At 53.1% G+C, this 16,220-nt stretch carries 22 protein-coding genes; 12 read left to right on the top strand and 10 right to left on the bottom strand.

The window, feature by feature from the left end; translation table 11 throughout:
* A complete protein-coding gene (locus MWH02_RS11175) occupies positions 1 to 417 on the top strand; it encodes a hotdog fold thioesterase (RefSeq protein WP_110868079.1) in 417 nt (138 codons plus the stop codon).
* Positions 418 to 564: 147 nt separating this feature from the next.
* On the opposite strand, the gene cgtA is transcribed toward MWH02_RS11175, so the two are convergent.
* The 3 genes from cgtA to rplU all read right to left on the bottom strand — a co-directional run bounded on the left by cgtA (position 565) and on the right by rplU (position 2,574).
* A complete protein-coding gene (gene cgtA / locus MWH02_RS11170; protein WP_101762271.1) occupies positions 565 to 1,740 on the bottom strand; it encodes an Obg family GTPase CgtA in 1,176 nt (391 codons plus the stop codon).
* 249 nt (positions 1,741 to 1,989) lie between these two features.
* The gene (rpmA, locus tag MWH02_RS11165) at positions 1,990 to 2,247 is read right to left on the bottom strand and encodes a 50S ribosomal protein L27 (RefSeq protein ID WP_007886647.1); all 258 of its coding nucleotides are present in this window, start codon (positions 2,245 to 2,247) and stop codon (positions 1,990 to 1,992) included.
* Between the two features lie 15 nt (positions 2,248 to 2,262).
* Positions 2,263 to 2,574 (bottom strand): 50S ribosomal protein L21, encoded by a 312-nt coding sequence (rplU, locus tag MWH02_RS11160; RefSeq protein ID WP_007886644.1) that lies wholly within the window; start codon positions 2,572 to 2,574, stop codon positions 2,263 to 2,265.
* Between the two features lie 252 nt (positions 2,575 to 2,826).
* Between rplU and ispB the strand changes: the two genes are divergently transcribed.
* On the top strand, positions 2,827 to 3,798 hold the full coding sequence (ispB, locus tag MWH02_RS11155) for an octaprenyl diphosphate synthase (RefSeq protein ID WP_101762272.1): 972 nt from the start codon (positions 2,827 to 2,829) through the stop codon (positions 3,796 to 3,798).
* A 237-nt stretch (positions 3,799 to 4,035) separates the two neighbouring features.
* Positions 4,036 to 4,317: a helix-turn-helix domain-containing protein gene (locus MWH02_RS11150; protein ID WP_271460644.1), complete on the top strand. Its 282-nt coding sequence runs from the start codon at positions 4,036 to 4,038 to the stop codon at positions 4,315 to 4,317.
* 68 nt (positions 4,318 to 4,385) lie between these two features.
* On the opposite strand, the gene murA is transcribed toward MWH02_RS11150, so the two are convergent.
* From murA to mlaF, 7 genes are all read right to left on the bottom strand, one after another.
* Positions 4,386 to 5,645 (bottom strand): UDP-N-acetylglucosamine 1-carboxyvinyltransferase, encoded by a 1,260-nt coding sequence (murA, locus tag MWH02_RS11145; protein WP_271460643.1) that lies wholly within the window; start codon positions 5,643 to 5,645, stop codon positions 4,386 to 4,388.
* 46 nt (positions 5,646 to 5,691) lie between these two features.
* The gene (ibaG, locus tag MWH02_RS11140; RefSeq protein ID WP_008104351.1) at positions 5,692 to 5,949 is read right to left on the bottom strand and encodes a BolA family iron metabolism protein IbaG; all 258 of its coding nucleotides are present in this window, start codon (positions 5,947 to 5,949) and stop codon (positions 5,692 to 5,694) included.
* Between the two features lie 114 nt (positions 5,950 to 6,063).
* A complete protein-coding gene (mlaB, locus tag MWH02_RS11135) occupies positions 6,064 to 6,369 on the bottom strand; it encodes a lipid asymmetry maintenance protein MlaB (RefSeq protein ID WP_008104353.1) in 306 nt (101 codons plus the stop codon).
* Positions 6,369 to 7,004 (bottom strand): phospholipid-binding protein MlaC, encoded by a 636-nt coding sequence (mlaC, locus tag MWH02_RS11130; protein ID WP_101762276.1) that lies wholly within the window; start codon positions 7,002 to 7,004, stop codon positions 6,369 to 6,371. Before mlaC ends, mlaB begins: the two co-directional genes overlap by 1 nt.
* An 18-nt stretch (positions 7,005 to 7,022) precedes the next feature.
* Entirely contained in the window at positions 7,023 to 7,559 is a 537-nt protein-coding gene (mlaD, locus tag MWH02_RS11125) for an outer membrane lipid asymmetry maintenance protein MlaD (RefSeq protein ID WP_101762277.1), read from the bottom strand.
* A 4-nt stretch (positions 7,560 to 7,563) separates the two neighbouring features.
* Positions 7,564 to 8,346 (bottom strand): lipid asymmetry maintenance ABC transporter permease subunit MlaE, encoded by a 783-nt coding sequence (mlaE, locus tag MWH02_RS11120; protein WP_271460642.1) that lies wholly within the window; start codon positions 8,344 to 8,346, stop codon positions 7,564 to 7,566.
* 4 nt (positions 8,347 to 8,350) lie between these two features.
* Positions 8,351 to 9,166: a phospholipid ABC transporter ATP-binding protein MlaF gene (mlaF, locus tag MWH02_RS11115; protein ID WP_008104360.1), complete on the bottom strand. Its 816-nt coding sequence runs from the start codon at positions 9,164 to 9,166 to the stop codon at positions 8,351 to 8,353.
* Positions 9,167 to 9,393: 227 nt separating this feature from the next.
* On the opposite strand from mlaF, the gene MWH02_RS11110 reads away from it, so the two are divergent.
* The 9 genes from MWH02_RS11110 to ptsN all read left to right on the top strand — a co-directional run bounded on the left by MWH02_RS11110 (position 9,394) and on the right by ptsN (position 16,219).
* Positions 9,394 to 10,377 carry a calcium/sodium antiporter gene (locus MWH02_RS11110; RefSeq protein ID WP_101762278.1) on the top strand — a complete coding sequence of 328 codons (984 nt, stop codon included), beginning with the start codon at positions 9,394 to 9,396 and terminating at the stop codon, positions 10,375 to 10,377.
* 13 nt (positions 10,378 to 10,390) lie between these two features.
* Positions 10,391 to 11,371 carry an arabinose-5-phosphate isomerase KdsD gene (gene kdsD / locus MWH02_RS11105; RefSeq protein WP_101762279.1) on the top strand — a complete coding sequence of 327 codons (981 nt, stop codon included), beginning with the start codon at positions 10,391 to 10,393 and terminating at the stop codon, positions 11,369 to 11,371.
* Positions 11,372 to 11,383: 12 nt separating this feature from the next.
* Positions 11,384 to 11,950: a 3-deoxy-manno-octulosonate-8-phosphatase KdsC gene (gene kdsC / locus MWH02_RS11100; RefSeq protein WP_222185112.1), complete on the top strand. Its 567-nt coding sequence runs from the start codon at positions 11,384 to 11,386 to the stop codon at positions 11,948 to 11,950.
* Positions 11,947 to 12,519, top strand: a complete 573-nt coding sequence (gene lptC, locus MWH02_RS11095) for an LPS export ABC transporter periplasmic protein LptC (protein ID WP_101762281.1) — start codon at positions 11,947 to 11,949, stop codon at positions 12,517 to 12,519. The genes kdsC and lptC overlap by 4 nt, the downstream gene beginning before the upstream one ends.
* The gene (gene lptA, locus MWH02_RS11090; protein WP_271460641.1) at positions 12,494 to 13,048 is read left to right on the top strand and encodes a lipopolysaccharide ABC transporter substrate-binding protein LptA; all 555 of its coding nucleotides are present in this window, start codon (positions 12,494 to 12,496) and stop codon (positions 13,046 to 13,048) included. The genes lptC and lptA overlap by 26 nt, the downstream gene beginning before the upstream one ends.
* Positions 13,049 to 13,053: 5 nt before the next feature.
* Positions 13,054 to 13,779 carry an LPS export ABC transporter ATP-binding protein gene (gene lptB, locus MWH02_RS11085; RefSeq protein ID WP_008104371.1) on the top strand — a complete coding sequence of 242 codons (726 nt, stop codon included), beginning with the start codon at positions 13,054 to 13,056 and terminating at the stop codon, positions 13,777 to 13,779.
* A 48-nt stretch (positions 13,780 to 13,827) separates the two neighbouring features.
* A complete protein-coding gene (gene rpoN / locus MWH02_RS11080) occupies positions 13,828 to 15,267 on the top strand; it encodes an RNA polymerase factor sigma-54 (protein WP_101762282.1) in 1,440 nt (479 codons plus the stop codon).
* 21 nt (positions 15,268 to 15,288) lie between these two features.
* Positions 15,289 to 15,576: a ribosome hibernation promoting factor gene (gene hpf, locus MWH02_RS11075; protein WP_101762283.1), complete on the top strand. Its 288-nt coding sequence runs from the start codon at positions 15,289 to 15,291 to the stop codon at positions 15,574 to 15,576.
* A gap of 160 nt (positions 15,577 to 15,736) precedes the next feature.
* A complete protein-coding gene (ptsN, locus tag MWH02_RS11070; protein ID WP_176970221.1) occupies positions 15,737 to 16,219 on the top strand; it encodes a PTS IIA-like nitrogen regulatory protein PtsN in 483 nt (160 codons plus the stop codon).
* Position 16,220 lies beyond the last annotated feature (1 nt).

The raw sequence follows: 16,220 nt of genomic DNA, 5'->3' as shown, positions 1-16,220 counted from the left end.
ATGGCAATCTGGAAACGTTCGGTCGATGTTGAAACGTTGAATAAGATGGGTGAAAACTCGCTGGTGGCACACGTTGGCATTGTGTTTACCAACATCGGTGAAGATTATCTCGAAGCCACCATGCCGGTGGATGCCCGCACGCATCAGCCGTTTGGCCTGCTGCACGGCGGCGCTTCTGTGGTGCTGGCGGAGTCGATGGGATCGATTGCCGGTTATCTCAGCATCGAAGAAGGTAAAAGCGTGGTGGGGATTGAGGTGAGCGCCAGCCACCATCGTGCAGTAAGCAGCGGTGAAGTGCGCGGTATTTGCCGCCCGTTACACCTTGGTGCGCGTAATCAAAGCTGGCAGATTGAGATTCGTAACGCCCGCGACCAACTGTGCTGCACCTCGAGATTGACGGTGGCGGTGCTGGGTTAGCTCATCTGCTGCCTGATGCCCTCACCCCGGCCTTTCCCACAGGAAGAGGTAGATGCTGTAGCTCGATCGGTTCCCTCTCCCGCCTGCGGGAGAGGGTTAGGGTGAGGGAATAAAAAAAGCGGCCTTCGGGCCGCTTTTTTTGTGCGATTAACGCTGGTAAATGATTTCGACGCCTTCGTCGTCCTCTTCGTCCCAGTCGTCATCCCAATCGTCGTCTTCTTCCACTTCCTGCGCCGTTTCCATGGCTTCACGGTGATAATCATCCCACATGAAGGCCACTTTCTCTGGCTCTTTAGTTTCTTCTTCGGCTTCTTTTGGATTTTCGATGATAAAGCTCATCACATCCCAGCAAAGATCTTTCACGCCATCATGGCTAGCCGCAGAGATTAGGTAATATTTTTCTTCCCAGCCTAATGCTTCCACTACCGCTTTGGCACGGCTTTCCGCTTCTTCGCGGCTCAGCAGGTCACATTTGTTGAATACTAACCAGCGCGGCTTCTGGAACAGTTTATCGCTGTATTTCTCCAGTTCGCCGAGAATGATGCGGGCATTTTCTACCGGATCAGATTCATCGATAGGGGCAAGATCGATCAGGTGCAACAGCACGCGGCAGCGCTCAAGGTGCTTCAGGAAGCGAATACCCAGACCTGCGCCATCCGCTGCGCCTTCAATCAGGCCCGGAATGTCGGCGACAACAAAGCTCTTTTCATTGTCCATACGCACCACGCCAAGGCTTGGCACCAGCGTAGTGAACGGATAATCCGCAACTTTGGGTTTCGCTGCGGATACCGAGCGAATAAAGGTCGATTTACCGGCATTCGGCAGACCCAACATACCAACGTCAGCCAGCAGCATCAGTTCCAGTTGCAGATCACGCTTCTCGCCCGGTGTTCCCATGGTTTTTTGACGCGGGGATCGGTTAACTGAGGATTTAAAGCGCGTGTTACCAAGGCCATGCCAGCCGCCTTTCGCCACCATCAGCTTCTGCTCATGACGCGTCATGTCGCCCAGCGTTTCGCCGGTACCCTGGTCAATTACGCGGGTACCAACGGGCACTTTAACGATAATGTCTTTACCACGTTTACCGGTGCAATCACGGCTTTGGCCATTCTGGCCACGTTCGGCACGGAAAGACTTTTCAAAGCGATAATCGATCAGGGTGTTGAGGTTTTCATCCGCCAACAAATACACGTCGCCGCCGTCGCCGCCGTCGCCGCCATCCGGGCCGCCTCTTGGAATATATTTTTCACGGCGGAAGCTTACGCAACCATTGCCGCCATCACCCGCGACCGCAAGGATCGTCGCTTCATCTACAAACTTCATTTTATTTCTCCGTCACGCTGTCGTTCACGGCAGCTTGCAGGCCGCAAACGGGTCCGCCAGGGTCTTCTGCGCTGACCGACGGCGGATAATACAAGACTGGCAAAGCCAGGAGTACATAAATTGTACAACAACTGTGCTAAAGCGTAACTGTTATCCAGCAAGCTCAGTAGCAGAATGTAAAAAGCCCCGCAAAGCTGCGGGGCCTTTCATTCGTGTATTCAGACGTTAGACGTCTGCAGCACGACAACCTTACTCAGCAACGATGCTGATATATTTACGGTTGTTCGGGCCTTTAATCTCGAATTTTACTTTGCCGTCTGCGGTGGCAAACAGGGTGTGGTCACGACCACAACCTACGTTGCTACCTGCGTGGAATTTAGTGCCACGCTGACGAACGATGATGCTACCTGCCAGAACAGATTCGCCACCGAAACGTTTTACACCCAGACGTTTTGCGTTGGAGTCGCGACCGTTACGGGTCGAGCCACCAGCCTTCTTATGTGCCATTTGTCAGATCTCCTCTTACGCGCCGATCACAGTGATTTTCACATCTGTGAACCACTGACGGTGACCAGCTTGCTTACGGTAGTGTTTACGACGACGAAACTTAACGATTTTAATTTTCTCGCCACGACCGTGAGCAACAACTTCTGCCTTGATCACACCGCCTGAAACCAGTGGCGCGCCGATTTTCACGTCTTCGCCATTTGCGATCATCAGAACCTGGTCAAACTCAATGGTTTCACCGGTTGCGATGTCCAGCTTTTCCAGGCGAACGGTCTGACCTTCGCTTACTCGGTGTTGTTTACCACCACTTTGGAAAACCGCGTACATATAAAACTCCGCTTCTGCGCGTGCCTTTCTATTCATCAGGCGGCGCGATAAATATTCACAATAGGGCGCGAATTCTACGCAATACTCCAGCAGAAGACAAGAGCACTTTGCACTCTCTTGCAGAAAAAAAGCGCAAGGCGAATGCAAACGTTTCGCAACCCGATTTTTCAAGTACAATCAGTAACAGATTACCTGAACTCACGCTGTGTAAAGCGCTTACCATGCAAAAAACGAGTAAAGCTGAAAAGACGAATGAACTTAGAACAGATTAATGAATTAACCGCGCAGGACATGGCGGCCGTCAACCAGACCATCCTCGAGCAGCTGAATTCAGAAGTCTCACTGATTAACCAGTTGGGCTATTACATCATCAGCGGCGGGGGCAAACGCATCCGTCCGATGATCGCTGTGCTGTCGGCACGCGCGCTGAATTATCAGGGATCGTTGCACATCACTAATGCGGCGCTGATCGAATTTATCCATACGGCGACGCTGCTGCACGATGATGTGGTGGATGAATCCGATATGCGCCGTGGCAAAGCCACTGCTAACGCCGCGTTCGGTAATGCGGCAAGCGTGCTGGTGGGCGATTTTATCTATACGCGCTCATTCCAGATGATGACCAGCATGGGATCCTTAAAGATCCTTGCGCTGATGTCGGAAGCGGTCAACGTGATCGCCGAAGGAGAAGTGCTGCAGTTAATGAACTGCAACGATCCCGATATCACTGAAGAGAGCTACATGCGGGTGATCTACAGCAAAACCGCTCGCCTGTTCGAAGCTGCTTCGCAAGCGTCGGCGATTTTAGCTGAGGCGACGCCCGCGCAGGAAAAGGCGTTACAGGATTATGGTCGCTACCTTGGCACCGCTTTCCAGTTAATTGATGATTTGCTGGATTACAGCGCAGATGGTGAAACGCTGGGCAAAAATACCGGTGATGACCTGAGCGAAGGTAAACCGACGCTGCCATTGCTGCACGCGATGCACAACGGAACGCTTGAGCAGGCGCAGATGATCCGTAAAGCCATTGAAGAAGGTAACGGTCGTCATCTGCTGGAACCGGTGCTGGCAGCGATGCAACAGACTGGCTCGCTGGAGTGGACGCGCAAACGCGCTGAAGAAGAGGCAGATAAAGCCATCGCAGCACTGCAGGTATTACCCGAAAGCCCGTGGCGCAGCGCCCTCGAAGCGCTGGCGCACATGTCAGTACAGCGCGATTTCTGATTTCAACGGGGGCCTTCTCTGGCCCCGTTTCCTTCCTCACTCTTCTCCCTTTTTACTTACATCTCTTGCATCGCTTTTGCGAAAAGCGACGCAGTTTCGTGCGCCGGCCAAACATTTACTGGAAAATTACGGGAAACATTTGCTATAAAAACGCGGGTTTTTTCCAGATATCTCTGCCACGGGAGCGCCTTTTTACAGCGGAGATGAAGTAATAACACGGACATGGAGAAGAGAGTTATGTACACAAGGAAAGCGGATTGGCACCCGGCAGATATCATTGCTGCATTACGTAAGAAAGGCACATCACTGGCAGCGCTGTCACGCGAATCAGGGCTCAGCTCCTCAACGCTGGCCAATGCGCTGTCGCGTCCCTGGCCCAAAGGTGAGTGGCTAATCGCCAATGCGATCAAGGTTCATCCGGCAGACATCTGGCCAAGCCGATATTACGATCCTGTTACCGGCCAGTTATTGGATCGCAAGAAGTGCATACGATCGACGAAGGATCGTAAAAAGATCTGACTGTAATACCAATGAAAAAAAACCAGCCGCGTTGCCGTGACTGGTTTTTTTGATCTACGAAGCAGAAATTATTCGCCGCTTACGCGCTCGATATTTGCACCCATCGCTTTCAACTTATCTTCGATGTGCTCGTAGCCACGGTCGATGTGATAGATACGATCCACTATCGTGGTGCCTTCCGCGATACAACCCGCCAGCACCAGACTCGCTGATGCACGCAGATCGGTGGCCATCACCTGCGCGCCCGACAAGGTTTCTACGCCATGACAAATCGCTGTATTGCTCTCAATTTCCGCGTGCGCGCCCATACGAATCAGCTCAGGGATATGCATAAAGCGGTTTTCGAAGATGGTTTCGGTAATCACACCGGTTCCTTCTGCCACCAGGTTCAACAGTGTGAACTGCGCCTGCATGTCAGTAGGGAAGCCAGGATGCGGCGAGGTACGGATATTCACCGCTTTTGGACGCTTACCGTGCATATCCAGGCTGATCCAATCTTCGCCCACTTCGATCTCTGCACCAGCCTCACGCAATTTAGACAGCACGGCATCCAGCGTATCTGGCTTCGTGTTGTGGCAAACAACTTTGCCCCGTGAAATGGCTGCTGCGACCAGGAAAGTACCGGTTTCGATACGATCTGGCAGCACGCGATAAACGCCGCCGCCCAAACGCTCAACACCTTCAATGGTGATTTTGTCTGTGCCCGCGCCGGTGATTTTCGCACCCAGCGTGTTGAGGAAGTTTGCCGTATCGACAATCTCCGGCTCACGCGCGGCGTTCTCAATGATGGTGATGCCGGTGGCCAGCGTGGCCGCGCTCATGATGGTAACGGTAGCGCCGACAGACACTTTATCCATCACGATATGCGCGCCCTTCAGACGGCCATTGACAGAAGCTTTAACGTAGCCCTCTTCCAGCTTAATTTCCGCACCCAGCTGTTCCAGGCCAGTAATGTGCAGATCGACCGGGCGTGCACCGATAGCGCAGCCGCCCGGCAGTGAAACCTGGCCCTGACCAAAACGCGCCACCAGCGGACCCAGCGCCCAAATCGAAGCACGCATGGTTTTCACTAAATCGTATGGCGCACTGAAAACATTAACTTCGCGAGCATCAACGTGGACCGAACCATTGCGCTCAACGCGCGCACCCAGCAGATTCAGCAGCTTCATGGTGGTATCGATATCACGCAGCTTCGGTACGTTCTGAATCTCTACCGGCTCTTCAGCCAGCAGCGCAGCAAACAGAATCGGCAACGCAGCATTCTTCGCCCCGGAAATGGTCACTTCACCACTTAAACGGGTGGGGCCTTGCACACGAAATTTGTCCATTAACACCGCTCTCAATTATCTATCAATAAAACAACCGGTGAGGCACTTAGAAACCGTTGAGTTTACGGTCGCGCGCCCACTCGGCTGGGGTATAAGTTTTGATGGAAACCGCATGAATACGGTTATCCGCAATATATTCCATCAGCGGCGCGTACACAGCCTGCTGCTTCTTCACGCGGCTCAGTTCGCCGAACATTTCGCCCACCGCGATGACCTGAAAATGGCTGCCATCGTTGCTAAGTACGTGTACTTCTTCTAATGCCAGCGCCTGCATCAGCACGGCCTGAACTTCACTATTTTCCATCGCTCATTACTTCGCTTAATAATAATAAGGCAGACATCTTAGAGGAAAGCGTCTGACTCTTAAATACGCAAAAGCCCCTGAAAAAATCAGGGGCTTAGCATCGACATCATTTGATCAGGCGATTTTTTCCGCAGAAACAATAATCTGCTGCAGGTTATACAGCGTGATCAGTGACTGGAGTTTATCGGAGATCCCAGAGAAAAGTGGTGCGCTGCCTTGAGCACGCGCAATTTCACGCAGATGCACCAACAGCGCTAAACCCGCTGAATCCACCCTTTCCAGCCCGGCGACATCAATGGTGGTGATATCCGCCACCGCAGTGTCACGTTCCTGCCACAAGGTCAGCAAAGTATCACGATCTAATTTGCCGCTTAAGGCCAGCGTGCTGGCAGTGCGCTGCCAGCGTAACGGTTCACTCATTATTGCTTTTTATCCAGGGTGATCGGCTGTGCGGCATAGGTTTTCAGCTGAGCCGTCAAGCCATCAATGCCTTTGGTACGCAGCAGATCGCCCCACTCATTCTGTTTCGTGGTGATCATGCTGATGCCCTCGGCCACCATATCATACGCCTGCCAGTTGCCAGTTTGGCTGTTCTTACGCCACTGGAAATCGAGACGCACAGGCGGACGCCCATTAGGATCGATGATGGTGACGCGAATCGCCACGATATTGGCATCGCCAATCGGCTGCTCCGGCTGAATCTGGTAGGTTTGACCGTTGTACAGCGCCAGCGCCTGGCCGTAAGCCTGTGCCAGATAATCACCGAACGCGGCAAAGTAGGCATCACGTTGCGCCGGTGTCGCATCGCGATAATAGCGACCAAGAACCAACGCACCGGCATATTTTATCTGTACGTACGGCATCAGTTCCTGACGTACCACTTCGCGTAGATAGTTCGGATCCTGCTTAATCTTCGGCTGTTCGTTTTTCAGGCGGGTGAAGGTCTTTTCCGCCGCTTCGTTCATCAGCTTGTAAGGATTAGTTTGATCCGCTGCGGCGTTGGCTGCCAGCGGTGCGATTGCCAACAGGGCAATCATCAGTAAACGTTTAAACATCATGTTTTACCTCGTAGGTTATTCCGTTGTTGCAGGTGCTGCCGGTGCACTCTGCGCACCCTGTGATTTATCGTCAGATTTGTTATCGCCGCTTTTATAGAGGAATTGACCGATCAGGTCTTCCAGTACCAGCGCCGACTTGGTGTCACGCAGCGTGCCGCCATCTTTCAGCATAGAAGAGCCAAGCTCGGGATCGTCAAAACCTAAATTCAGCGCTAGGAACTGCTCACCGAGTAGGCCTTGAGTGCGGATGGCTAATGAGCTGGTGTCGGGAATCTTATTAGCGTATTTATCGCTAATATCCATGGTCACACGCGGTGAGAGGGTTTTCTCATCTAGCGCAATATCTGACACCCGGCCAATCAACACGCCGCCAATTTTCACCGGAGAACTGACTTTCAGTCCGCCGATATTATCGAAGGTGGCATACATCTTCCACGTTGGTTCGGTGCCGATAGTTTTGAGATCGGCAACGCGCAGGCCGAGGAATAACAGCGCCAGCAGCGCAGCCAGCATGAAGACGCCAACCCAGATTTCGTTTTTCTTGCTTTGCATTGCATCAATTCCCAAACATCAGTGCTGTCAGCACAAAATCCAAACCGAGTACCGCCAGTGAAGCATGCACCACGGTACGCGTTGTCGCACGACTGATCCCTTCCGAGGTCGGGATGGCATCATAGCCATTAAAGAGCGCAATCCAGGTTACCGTGACGGCAAAGACTGCGCTTTTGATCATGCAGTTAACGACATCAGTGCGGAAATCTACCGCGTTCTGCATCGCCGACCAGAAGAAACCGGGATCGATCCCTTTCCAGCTCACGCCAACCAGCGCGCCACCGGCAATACCAACGGAGGTAAAGATCAACGCCAGCAACGGCATGCTGATAAATCCGGCCCAGAAACGCGGTGATACCACGCGACGTAGCGGATCGACGGCCATCATCTCCATGCTGGAGAGCTGTTCGGTGGCTTTCATCAGCCCGATTTCAGCGGTTAACGCTGAACCCGCACGGCCTGCAAACAGCAACGCCGTGACGACCGGACCGAGCTCACGCAGCAGCGAGAGCGCCACCAGCATGCCAAGGCTGGTTTCCGCATTGTAAGTGGTGAGCACCAGATAGCCTTGCAGACCCAGCACCATGCCAATAAACAAGCCAGATACCACGATGATCAGTAACGATAACACGCCCACGCTATACAGCTGTTTCACCAGCAGCGGCGCATGGCGACGAAACGCCGGCTTACCGACTAACGCATGAAATAACATGAGGCCTGCGCGGCCAAAAGCGGCACAGGTATTGATTCCCTGACGTCCAAATGACGCTAGCGCCTGTAACAACATCAGTTTACGTTCTCCCTGAGCGGGTCAAGTCGCTGAGATAATCGCCAGCGGCAAAGCGGAAAGGCACCGGACCATCCGCATGACCCTCGATAAACTGGCGCACACGCGGATCGGGATTTTCCCGCAGTTCCGGCGCGCTACCCTGAGCAATGATTTTTTGTCCGGCAACAATATAGGCATGATCGGCAATGCTCAAGACCTCAGGCACATCGTGTGAAACCACGATGCAGGTCAGGCCCAGAGCATGATTCAGTTCGTCAATTAACTTCACCAGCACGCCCATGGTAATCGGATCCTGGCCGACAAAAGGCTCATCGAACATGATCAGTTCGGGTTCCAGCGCGATAGCACGCGCCAGCGCCGCACGGCGGGCCATACCGCCAGAAAGTTCGGCAGGCATTAGTTTAGCGGCTCCACGCAAACCCACCGCTTCCAGCTTCATCAATACGGTGCTGTGCAACAGCTCTGGCGGCAGCTGCGTATGTTCACGCAACGGCCAGGCAACGTTTTCATACACGTTGAGATCGGTAAACAGCGCGCCGGACTGAAACAGCATGCTCATTTTTTTACGCGCTTCGTACAATTTGGTGCGGGAAAGCGTCGGGATATTTTGATCGCGGAACCAAATCTCGCCTTTATCAGGCTGTAATTGCCCACCGATCAGACGCAATAATGTGGTTTTGCCAATTCCGGACGGGCCCATAATCGCGGTGACTTTACCGGCAGGTACCGTTAACGAGATGTCGTCGAAGATAGTACGATCTCCGCGCGTGAAACTGACGCCACGAACCTCAACCAGATTCGTTTGCTGCTGGATCATCTTTACCTCTTTATGCGGATCGGGCGCTATCAAAGCTGTGGATGGTAGCCTGGTAGCCTCGAATGCACGATAGTTTTACAGAAACTTACCCACTTAGTGTGGCGAAAACGGCCTTAAAATTTACTTTTGCCTCTCAGACAGTCAAAATCAGCGCCTGTTAGTGCGTGCAGAATGTTTTTACCCGTCGGACAAGGTTCGCCGACACCTCCATCCATCAAGGATTTTTAATGTTCGTAGCCTCTGCCTTGCTGTTTATCGGATTGATATTACTGGTTTACGGTGCCGACCGTTTGGTATTTAGCGCCGCGATACTCTGTCGATCCTTTGGCATCCCACCGCTGATCATTGGTATGACGGTGGTAAGCATTGGCACATCATTACCGGAATTGATCGTCTCGTTTTCGGCCGCACAGCATGGGCAGATGGATTTAGCGGTTGGCACCGCGTTGGGCTCGAACATCACCAATATTCTATTAATTCTGGGCGGCGCGGCACTGCTCCACCCATTGACAGTACACTCCAATCTGATTCGGCGCGAATTGCCATTAATGCTGCTAGTCTCACTGCTCAGCGGCATCATGCTGTTTGATAACTATTTAAGTCGACTCGACGGCATCGCATTACTGCTGATTGCATTGGGTTATCTGCTGGTGGTGATTCGCATTGCTCGTCGTGCTGAACGCGATAACAACGACACGCTAACCCGCGAACAGCTGGCGGAGCTGCCGCGCGATGAAGCCGGCAACACCGTGGCCTTTCTGTGGCTGGCGGTTGCACTGATTATTTTGCCGATGTCGACGCGTATGGTGATCGACAACGCTACCGTCTTTGCCGACTACTTTGGTGTGAGCGAACTGGTGATGGGCCTGACGCTAATCGCCGTCGGCACCAGTTTGCCCGAACTGGCCACCGTGGTGGCTGGCGCGCTGAAAGGTGAGGACGATATCGCGATCGGTAACCTGATCGGCGCCAATATTTTCAATCTGGCGATTGTTCTCGGCCTGCCGGCGCTGATTCATCCCGGCAGCGTTGATGCGCATGCCTTCGCACGTGATTACTGGGTGATGCTGGCAGTGAGCGTACTGTTCGCCCTGCTCTGCCTGCTGCGCAAACGCCGTATTGGTCGTATCGCAGGCACACTATTATTAGGTGGTTTTATCGCGTGGGTGCTGTGGCTATGGCTGAGCCCCATGCTTATCACAAGCTATTAAGGACGGACTGACCATGTCACATCAGCAACCGGATTTCGATTTTCAGCAAGCAGGCAAAGCGGTGCTGCGCATCGAACGCGAAGGGCTGGAGCAGCTTGATCAATATATCAATGATGATTTCGATCGCGCCTGCGCGATGATCTTTGCCTGCCGCGGCAAAGTGGTGGTGATGGGCATGGGCAAATCCGGGCATATCGGGAAAAAAATGGCCGCGACTTTTGCCAGCACCGGTACACCCTCGTTCTTTGTGCATCCCGGCGAAGCCAGCCACGGCGATCTCGGGATGGTCAGCACCAATGATGTGGTTATCGCGATTTCTAACAGCGGTGAATCCGGAGAAATCCTTGCGTTGGTGCCGGTGTTAAAGCGCCAGAAAGTGCAGCTGATTTGTATCACCGGTCGTCCAGATAGTGCGATGGGCCGCGCTGCGGATGTGCATCTGTGTGTGAAAGTGCCGCAGGAAGCTTGTCCGCTCGGCCTGGCACCAACCACCAGCACCACCGCGACTTTAGTGATGGGCGATGCGCTGGCCGTGGCGTTGCTGGAAGCACGCGGATTTACCCAGGAAGATTTTGCGCTGTCGCATCCCGGCGGTGCGCTGGGCCGCAAACTGCTGCTACACGTTAGCGATATCATGCACAGCGGCGATGAGATCCCGCACGTAAGCCGTGATGCGTCGATGCGGGATGCGCTGCTGGAAATTACCCGTAAGAATCTCGGTTTGACGGTCATCGTCGATGACCTAATGAAAATCGAAGGCATCTTCACCGATGGTGACTTGCGTCGCGTGTTTGATATGGGCATCGATTTCCAGAAAGCCACCATTCAGGAAGTGATGACCAGCGGCGGCATTCGCGTGCGCCCCAATATGCTGGCCGTTGACGCCCTTAATTTGATGCAAAACAAAAACATCACCGCCTTGCTGGTGGCCGATGACGATCGCCTGCTCGGTGTGGTACATATGCATGACATGCTGCGCGCTGGCGTGGTCTAACAGGAAGAAATAATGAGTGCTGAAACGGCGATGGTCGAGACTTGCTACGGTCCGGTGAGCGCGGACGTCATGGCGCGTGCTGCGAAGATTCGCCTGCTGATTTGTGACGTTGATGGCGTGATGTCCGATGGCGTCATTTATATGGGCAACAGTGGTGAAGAGCTGAAAGCTTTTAACGTGCGTGATGGTTATGGCGTGCGTTGCCTGCTGACCTCCGGCGTCGAAGTGGCTATTATTACCGGCCGCAAAGCAAAACTGCTGGAAGATCGCTGTAAGACGCTCGGCATTACGCATCTTTACCAGGGACAATCGGATAAGCTTTTGGCCTGGCGGGAACTCCTGGATAAACTGTCATTAACGGCCGATCAGGTCGCCTACATTGGCGATGACCTGATCGACTGGCCGGTAATGGCGCAGGCGGGGTTGGGCGTTGCCGTTGCTGATGCTCACCCGATTTTACTGCCGCGCGCGCATTATGTGACCCGCATTGCCGGTGGTCGCGGTGCGGTACGTGAGTTGTGCGATCTGATTTTGATGGCGCAGAACAAATTTGAGGATGCCAAAGGGCAATCAATATGAGTAAGAGCAGGCGTTGGATGACGCTGATCCTGGCCTTGATCGCCTTAGTGCTGATCGGCTGGAATCTCACCAACCAGGATGACGACAGAACGCCGGTGGCAACCAACGATCAAGCGCCAACCTACACCAGCGAGAAATCGAACACGGTGGTGTATAACCCCACAGGCGCGCTGGGCTATAAGCTGGTCTCCGATAAAGTGACCTACTTTGCTGCCGATGAGATAAGTTGGTTCGATAATCCGGTGATGACCACCTATGACGTTAATAAAGTGGCGACATGGTCGGTGCGCGCCGATAAGGCAAAGCTGACCAAAGATCGTATGCTTTATCTTTACGGCAACGTTGTTGTCAATTCTTTGACTCAGGATTCACAGCTTGAGCGCATCCTTACCGATAACGCTCAGGTTAATTTGGTCACCCAGGATGTGACATCTGACGATCAAGTCACCCTTTTTGGCCGCAGTTTTAATTCCACTGGCATGAAAATGCGCGGCAATTTACGGACGAAACATGCTGAGCTGCTTGAAAAGGTCAAAACTTCCTATGAAATTCAAAATGAACAAAAATAGCCTTAAGTTATTGCTGGTGAGTACGCTGCTGGCAACGAGCCTGCCTGCGCTGGCATTAACCGGCGACTCAGACAAACCGGTAAATATCGACTCCGTTAACCAAGCGTTGGATCTGCAGGGCAACGTCGCGACCTTTACCGGCAACGTAATTGTGACGCAGGGTTCCATCAAGATTACCGCCGATAAAGTGGTGGTCACTCGTCCGAGCGGCGATAGCAAAAAAACCATCGTTGATGCTTACGGCACGCCAGCCACCTTCTATCAGATGCAGGATAACGGCAAGCCGGTGCAAGGCCACGCCAGTAAACTGCACTATGAATTGGCGAACGATTTTGTTGAGCTGACCGGCAATGCCTTCATTCAGCAGCAGGACAGCAACATCAAAGGCGACCGCATTACTTACCTGGTGAAAGAGCAGAAAATGCAGGCGTTCAGCCAGGGCGACAGCAAGCGCGTGACCACCGTTCTGGTACCGTCGCAGCTGCAGGACAAAAACGGTTCGTCCGCGAGCCCTAAAAAGAGTAACTGATTGCTATGGCTACACTAATCGCTGAAAACCTGGCGAAAGCCTACAAAGGCCGCCGCGTGGTGGAAGATGTTAGCCTGCAGGTAAAATCCGGCGAGATTGTCGGCCTGCTGGGCCCAAACGGTGCCGGTAAAACCACCACCTTTTACATGGTGGTGGGTATTGTGCCGCGCGATGCCGGCCGCATCGTGATTGATGATGAAGACATCAGCATTCTGCCGCTGCATGCGCGCGCCCGTCGCGGCATCGGCTATCTGCCGCAGGAAGCCTCGATCTTCCGTCGCCTGAGCGTGTACGACAACCTGATGGCTGTGCTGCAGATCCGTGATGATTTAACCGAAGAACAGCGTCAGGATCGGGCCAACGAGCTGATGGAAGAGTTCCATATTGGCCATCTGCGCGACAGCATGGGCCAGGCGCTGTCGGGTGGTGAACGCCGTCGTGTGGAAATTGCCCGCGCGCTGGCGGCTAATCCGAAATTCATCCTGCTGGACGAACCTTTTGCCGGTGTTGACCCGATCTCGGTTATCGACATCAAGAAAATCATCGAGCATCTGCGTGACAGCGGCCTTGGCGTGCTGATTACCGACCACAACGTGCGTGAAACCCTCGCGGTGTGTGAACGCGCTTATATCGTCAGCCAGGGACATTTAATTGCCCATGGCACGCCTGATGAAATTCTTGTAGATGAGCAGGTTAAGCGTGTTTATTTGGGCGAAGAGTTCAGACTCTGATAAGGTGTTGTAACACCCTACGTTTGCTTAGGAAATTCTTACCGAATTATGAAGCAAGGTTTGCAACTCAGGCTCAGCCAACAGCTGGCGATGACTCCACAGTTGCAGCAAGCCATTCGCTTGCTGCAACTCTCTACGCTTGAACTCCAGCAAGAACTGCAACTGGCGCTGGAAAGCAATCCGCTGCTTGAACAAACCGAACTGCACGAAGAAGTTGACGCACGTGAATTTCAGGATCAGGAAAGTGATTCGTTAGACACGCGCGAAGCGCTTGAGCAGAAAGATATGCCTGAAGAGCTTCCGCTCGACGCTACCTGGGACGAAATCTACACCGCAGGCACACCGTCAGGCACCGGCACCGATTACCAGGATGACGAACTGCCGATCTACCAAGGCGAAACCACCCAATCGCTGCAGGATTACCTGATGTGGCAGGTTGAGTTAACGCCGTTCACTGATACCGATCGCGCGATTGCCACGTCAATTGTTGATGCCATTGATGACACCGGCTACCTCACCGTCAGCTTACAAGACATTTATGACAGTATTGGTGATGAAGAGCTGGCGCTGGAAGAAGTCGAAGCCGTGCTCAAGCGCGTGCAGCGTTTTGATCCAATCGGCGTCGGTGCACGTGATTTGCGTGATTGCCTGTTAGTCCAGCTGTCGCAATATGCTGCCGACACGCCCATGCTGGCGGAAGCACGCCTGATTGTTAGCGAACATCTCGATCTGCTGGCCAACCATGATTTCCGCAGCCTAATGCGCGTAACCCGTCTGAAGGAAGAAGTGCTGAAAGAGGCGATGCTGCTGATTCAGTCACTCGATCCGCGCCCAGGCCAGTCAATTAACACCAGCGAACCGGAATATGTCATTCCCGATGTTCTGGTGCGCAAAATCAGCAAGCGCTGGACGGTTGAACTCAATTCGGACAGCATGCCGCGCCTGAAAATCAATCAGCAGTATGCGGCGATGGGCGGAGCTGGCCGTAATGAAAGCGATAACCAGTTTATTCGCAGCAACTTACAGGAAGCCAAGTGGCTGATTAAGAGCCTGGAGAGCCGCAACGACACGCTGCTGAAAGTGACACGCTGTATCGTTGAACAGCAGCAGGCGTTTTTTGAGCAGGGTGAGGAGTACATGCGTCCGATGGTGTTGGCGGATATCGCTCAAGCTGTTGATATGCATGAATCCACCATTTCCCGCGTGACCACGCAAAAGTATTTACACAGCCCGCGTGGCATCTTTGAACTGAAGTATTTTTTCTCCAGTCACGTCAACACCGAAGGCGGCGGCGAAGCCTCTTCCACGGCGATTCGTGCATTAGTGAAAAAATTAATCTCGGCGGAAAACCCCGCAAAACCCTTGAGCGACAGCAAACTGACCTCCATGTTGTCTGAACAGGGCATCATGGTTGCGCGACGTACGGTTGCTAAATATCGCGAGTCTTTATCTATACCGCCATCAAACCAGCGCAAGCAATTGGTTTGACCGAACGAAGAAGGAAGACCTATGCAGCTAAACCTTACCGGACTTAATGTTGAAATTACCGAACCTCTGCGTGAATTTGTAAATACCAAATTTGCCAAACTGGAACACTATTTTGATCGTATCAATCAGGTTTATATTGTTCTGAAGGTAGAGAAGGTGACGCAGGTTGCGGATGCAACACTGCACGTTAACGGCGGAGAGCTGCACGCCACATCGGAAGCGGAAGACATGTACGCGGCCATCGACGGGTTAATCGATAAACTTTCCCGTCAGCTGACCAAACACAAAGACAAACTGAAAAAACACTAACCTTCACGCTTGCAGAGTGCTGACTGATTCGGCACTTAGAGCATAAATGGGGCGGAACTTACCGCCCCGTTTTGTCATCTGCGCAAGCGCCAGCGGGTGAACGGTAATGAAATCAATTGCCTGAAACTCGCGGCTATGTGAACTCGCAAGTGAAACGATGATGAACAACGATCTAACACTGGAATTGAGCTCGGTCCTATCACTGGACTGTACCCGTAGCGGCGTACACTGCCAGAGTAAAAAACGCGCGCTGGAGATTATCAGCGAGCTGGCAGCGAAGCAGCTCAATCTGCCGCACCAGACGCTTTTCGAAGCCATCCTGACCCGCGAACGCATGGGCAGTACCGGTATTGGTAACGGCATCGCCATTCCACATGGCAAGCTGGAAGAGGACACCTTACGCGCTGTCGGCGTGTTTATTAGCCTCGATCAGCCTATCGCTTTTGATGCGGTAGATAATCAGCCGGTTGACCTGCTGTTTGCCCTGCTGGTACCCGCGGACCAGTGTAAAACCCACTTACACACGCTTTCGCTGGTTGCCAAACGCCTCGCAGATAAAACCGTCTGTCGTCGTTTGCGCGCGGCACAGAGCGACCAAGAGCTCTACGCCATTATCACAGAAGCTCAGGAAGCACACTCTTAAG

This window comes from Pantoea leporis, from assembly GCF_028048155.1.
In the GTDB taxonomy this organism is placed as follows: Bacteria; Pseudomonadota; Gammaproteobacteria; order Enterobacterales; family Enterobacteriaceae; genus Pantoea; species Pantoea leporis.
The sequence above is the reverse complement of the archived record's forward strand: the minus strand, read 5'-3'. Positions and strand labels throughout refer to the sequence as shown.

What these genes read in the sequence shown, in the direction of transcription:
- MWH02_RS11110 (WP_101762278.1), top strand. Translation starts at nt 9,394, where the DNA reads ATGTTCGTAGCCTCTGCCTTGCTGTTTATCGGATTGATATTACTGGTT.
- mlaD (WP_101762277.1), bottom strand. Translation starts at nt 7,559, where the DNA reads ATGCAAAGCAAGAAAAACGAAATCTGGGTTGGCGTCTTCATGCTGGCT.
- lptB (WP_008104371.1), top strand. Translation starts at nt 13,054, where the DNA reads ATGGCTACACTAATCGCTGAAAACCTGGCGAAAGCCTACAAAGGCCGC.
- hpf (WP_101762283.1), top strand. Translation starts at nt 15,289, where the DNA reads ATGCAGCTAAACCTTACCGGACTTAATGTTGAAATTACCGAACCTCTG.
- kdsC (WP_222185112.1), top strand. Translation starts at nt 11,384, where the DNA reads ATGAGTGCTGAAACGGCGATGGTCGAGACTTGCTACGGTCCGGTGAGC.
- murA (WP_271460643.1), bottom strand. Translation starts at nt 5,645, where the DNA reads ATGGACAAATTTCGTGTGCAAGGCCCCACCCGTTTAAGTGGTGAAGTG.
- mlaB (WP_008104353.1), bottom strand. Translation starts at nt 6,369, where the DNA reads ATGAGTGAACCGTTACGCTGGCAGCGCACTGCCAGCACGCTGGCCTTA.
- lptC (WP_101762281.1), top strand. Translation starts at nt 11,947, where the DNA reads ATGAGTAAGAGCAGGCGTTGGATGACGCTGATCCTGGCCTTGATCGCC.
- kdsD (WP_101762279.1), top strand. Translation starts at nt 10,391, where the DNA reads ATGTCACATCAGCAACCGGATTTCGATTTTCAGCAAGCAGGCAAAGCG.
- rpoN (WP_101762282.1), top strand. Translation starts at nt 13,828, where the DNA reads ATGAAGCAAGGTTTGCAACTCAGGCTCAGCCAACAGCTGGCGATGACT.
- rplU (WP_007886644.1), bottom strand. Translation starts at nt 2,574, where the DNA reads ATGTACGCGGTTTTCCAAAGTGGTGGTAAACAACACCGAGTAAGCGAA.
- cgtA (WP_101762271.1), bottom strand. Translation starts at nt 1,740, where the DNA reads ATGAAGTTTGTAGATGAAGCGACGATCCTTGCGGTCGCGGGTGATGGC.
- rpmA (WP_007886647.1), bottom strand. Translation starts at nt 2,247, where the DNA reads ATGGCACATAAGAAGGCTGGTGGCTCGACCCGTAACGGTCGCGACTCC.
- MWH02_RS11150 (WP_271460644.1), top strand. Translation starts at nt 4,036, where the DNA reads ATGTACACAAGGAAAGCGGATTGGCACCCGGCAGATATCATTGCTGCA.
- ibaG (WP_008104351.1), bottom strand. Translation starts at nt 5,949, where the DNA reads ATGGAAAATAGTGAAGTTCAGGCCGTGCTGATGCAGGCGCTGGCATTA.
- lptA (WP_271460641.1), top strand. Translation starts at nt 12,494, where the DNA reads ATGAAATTCAAAATGAACAAAAATAGCCTTAAGTTATTGCTGGTGAGT.
- ptsN (WP_176970221.1), top strand. Translation starts at nt 15,737, where the DNA reads ATGAACAACGATCTAACACTGGAATTGAGCTCGGTCCTATCACTGGAC.
- mlaE (WP_271460642.1), bottom strand. Translation starts at nt 8,346, where the DNA reads ATGTTGTTACAGGCGCTAGCGTCATTTGGACGTCAGGGAATCAATACC.
- mlaC (WP_101762276.1), bottom strand. Translation starts at nt 7,004, where the DNA reads ATGTTTAAACGTTTACTGATGATTGCCCTGTTGGCAATCGCACCGCTG.
- mlaF (WP_008104360.1), bottom strand. Translation starts at nt 9,166, where the DNA reads ATGATCCAGCAGCAAACGAATCTGGTTGAGGTTCGTGGCGTCAGTTTC.
- ispB (WP_101762272.1), top strand. Translation starts at nt 2,827, where the DNA reads ATGAACTTAGAACAGATTAATGAATTAACCGCGCAGGACATGGCGGCC.
- MWH02_RS11175 (WP_110868079.1), top strand. Translation starts at nt 1, where the DNA reads ATGGCAATCTGGAAACGTTCGGTCGATGTTGAAACGTTGAATAAGATG.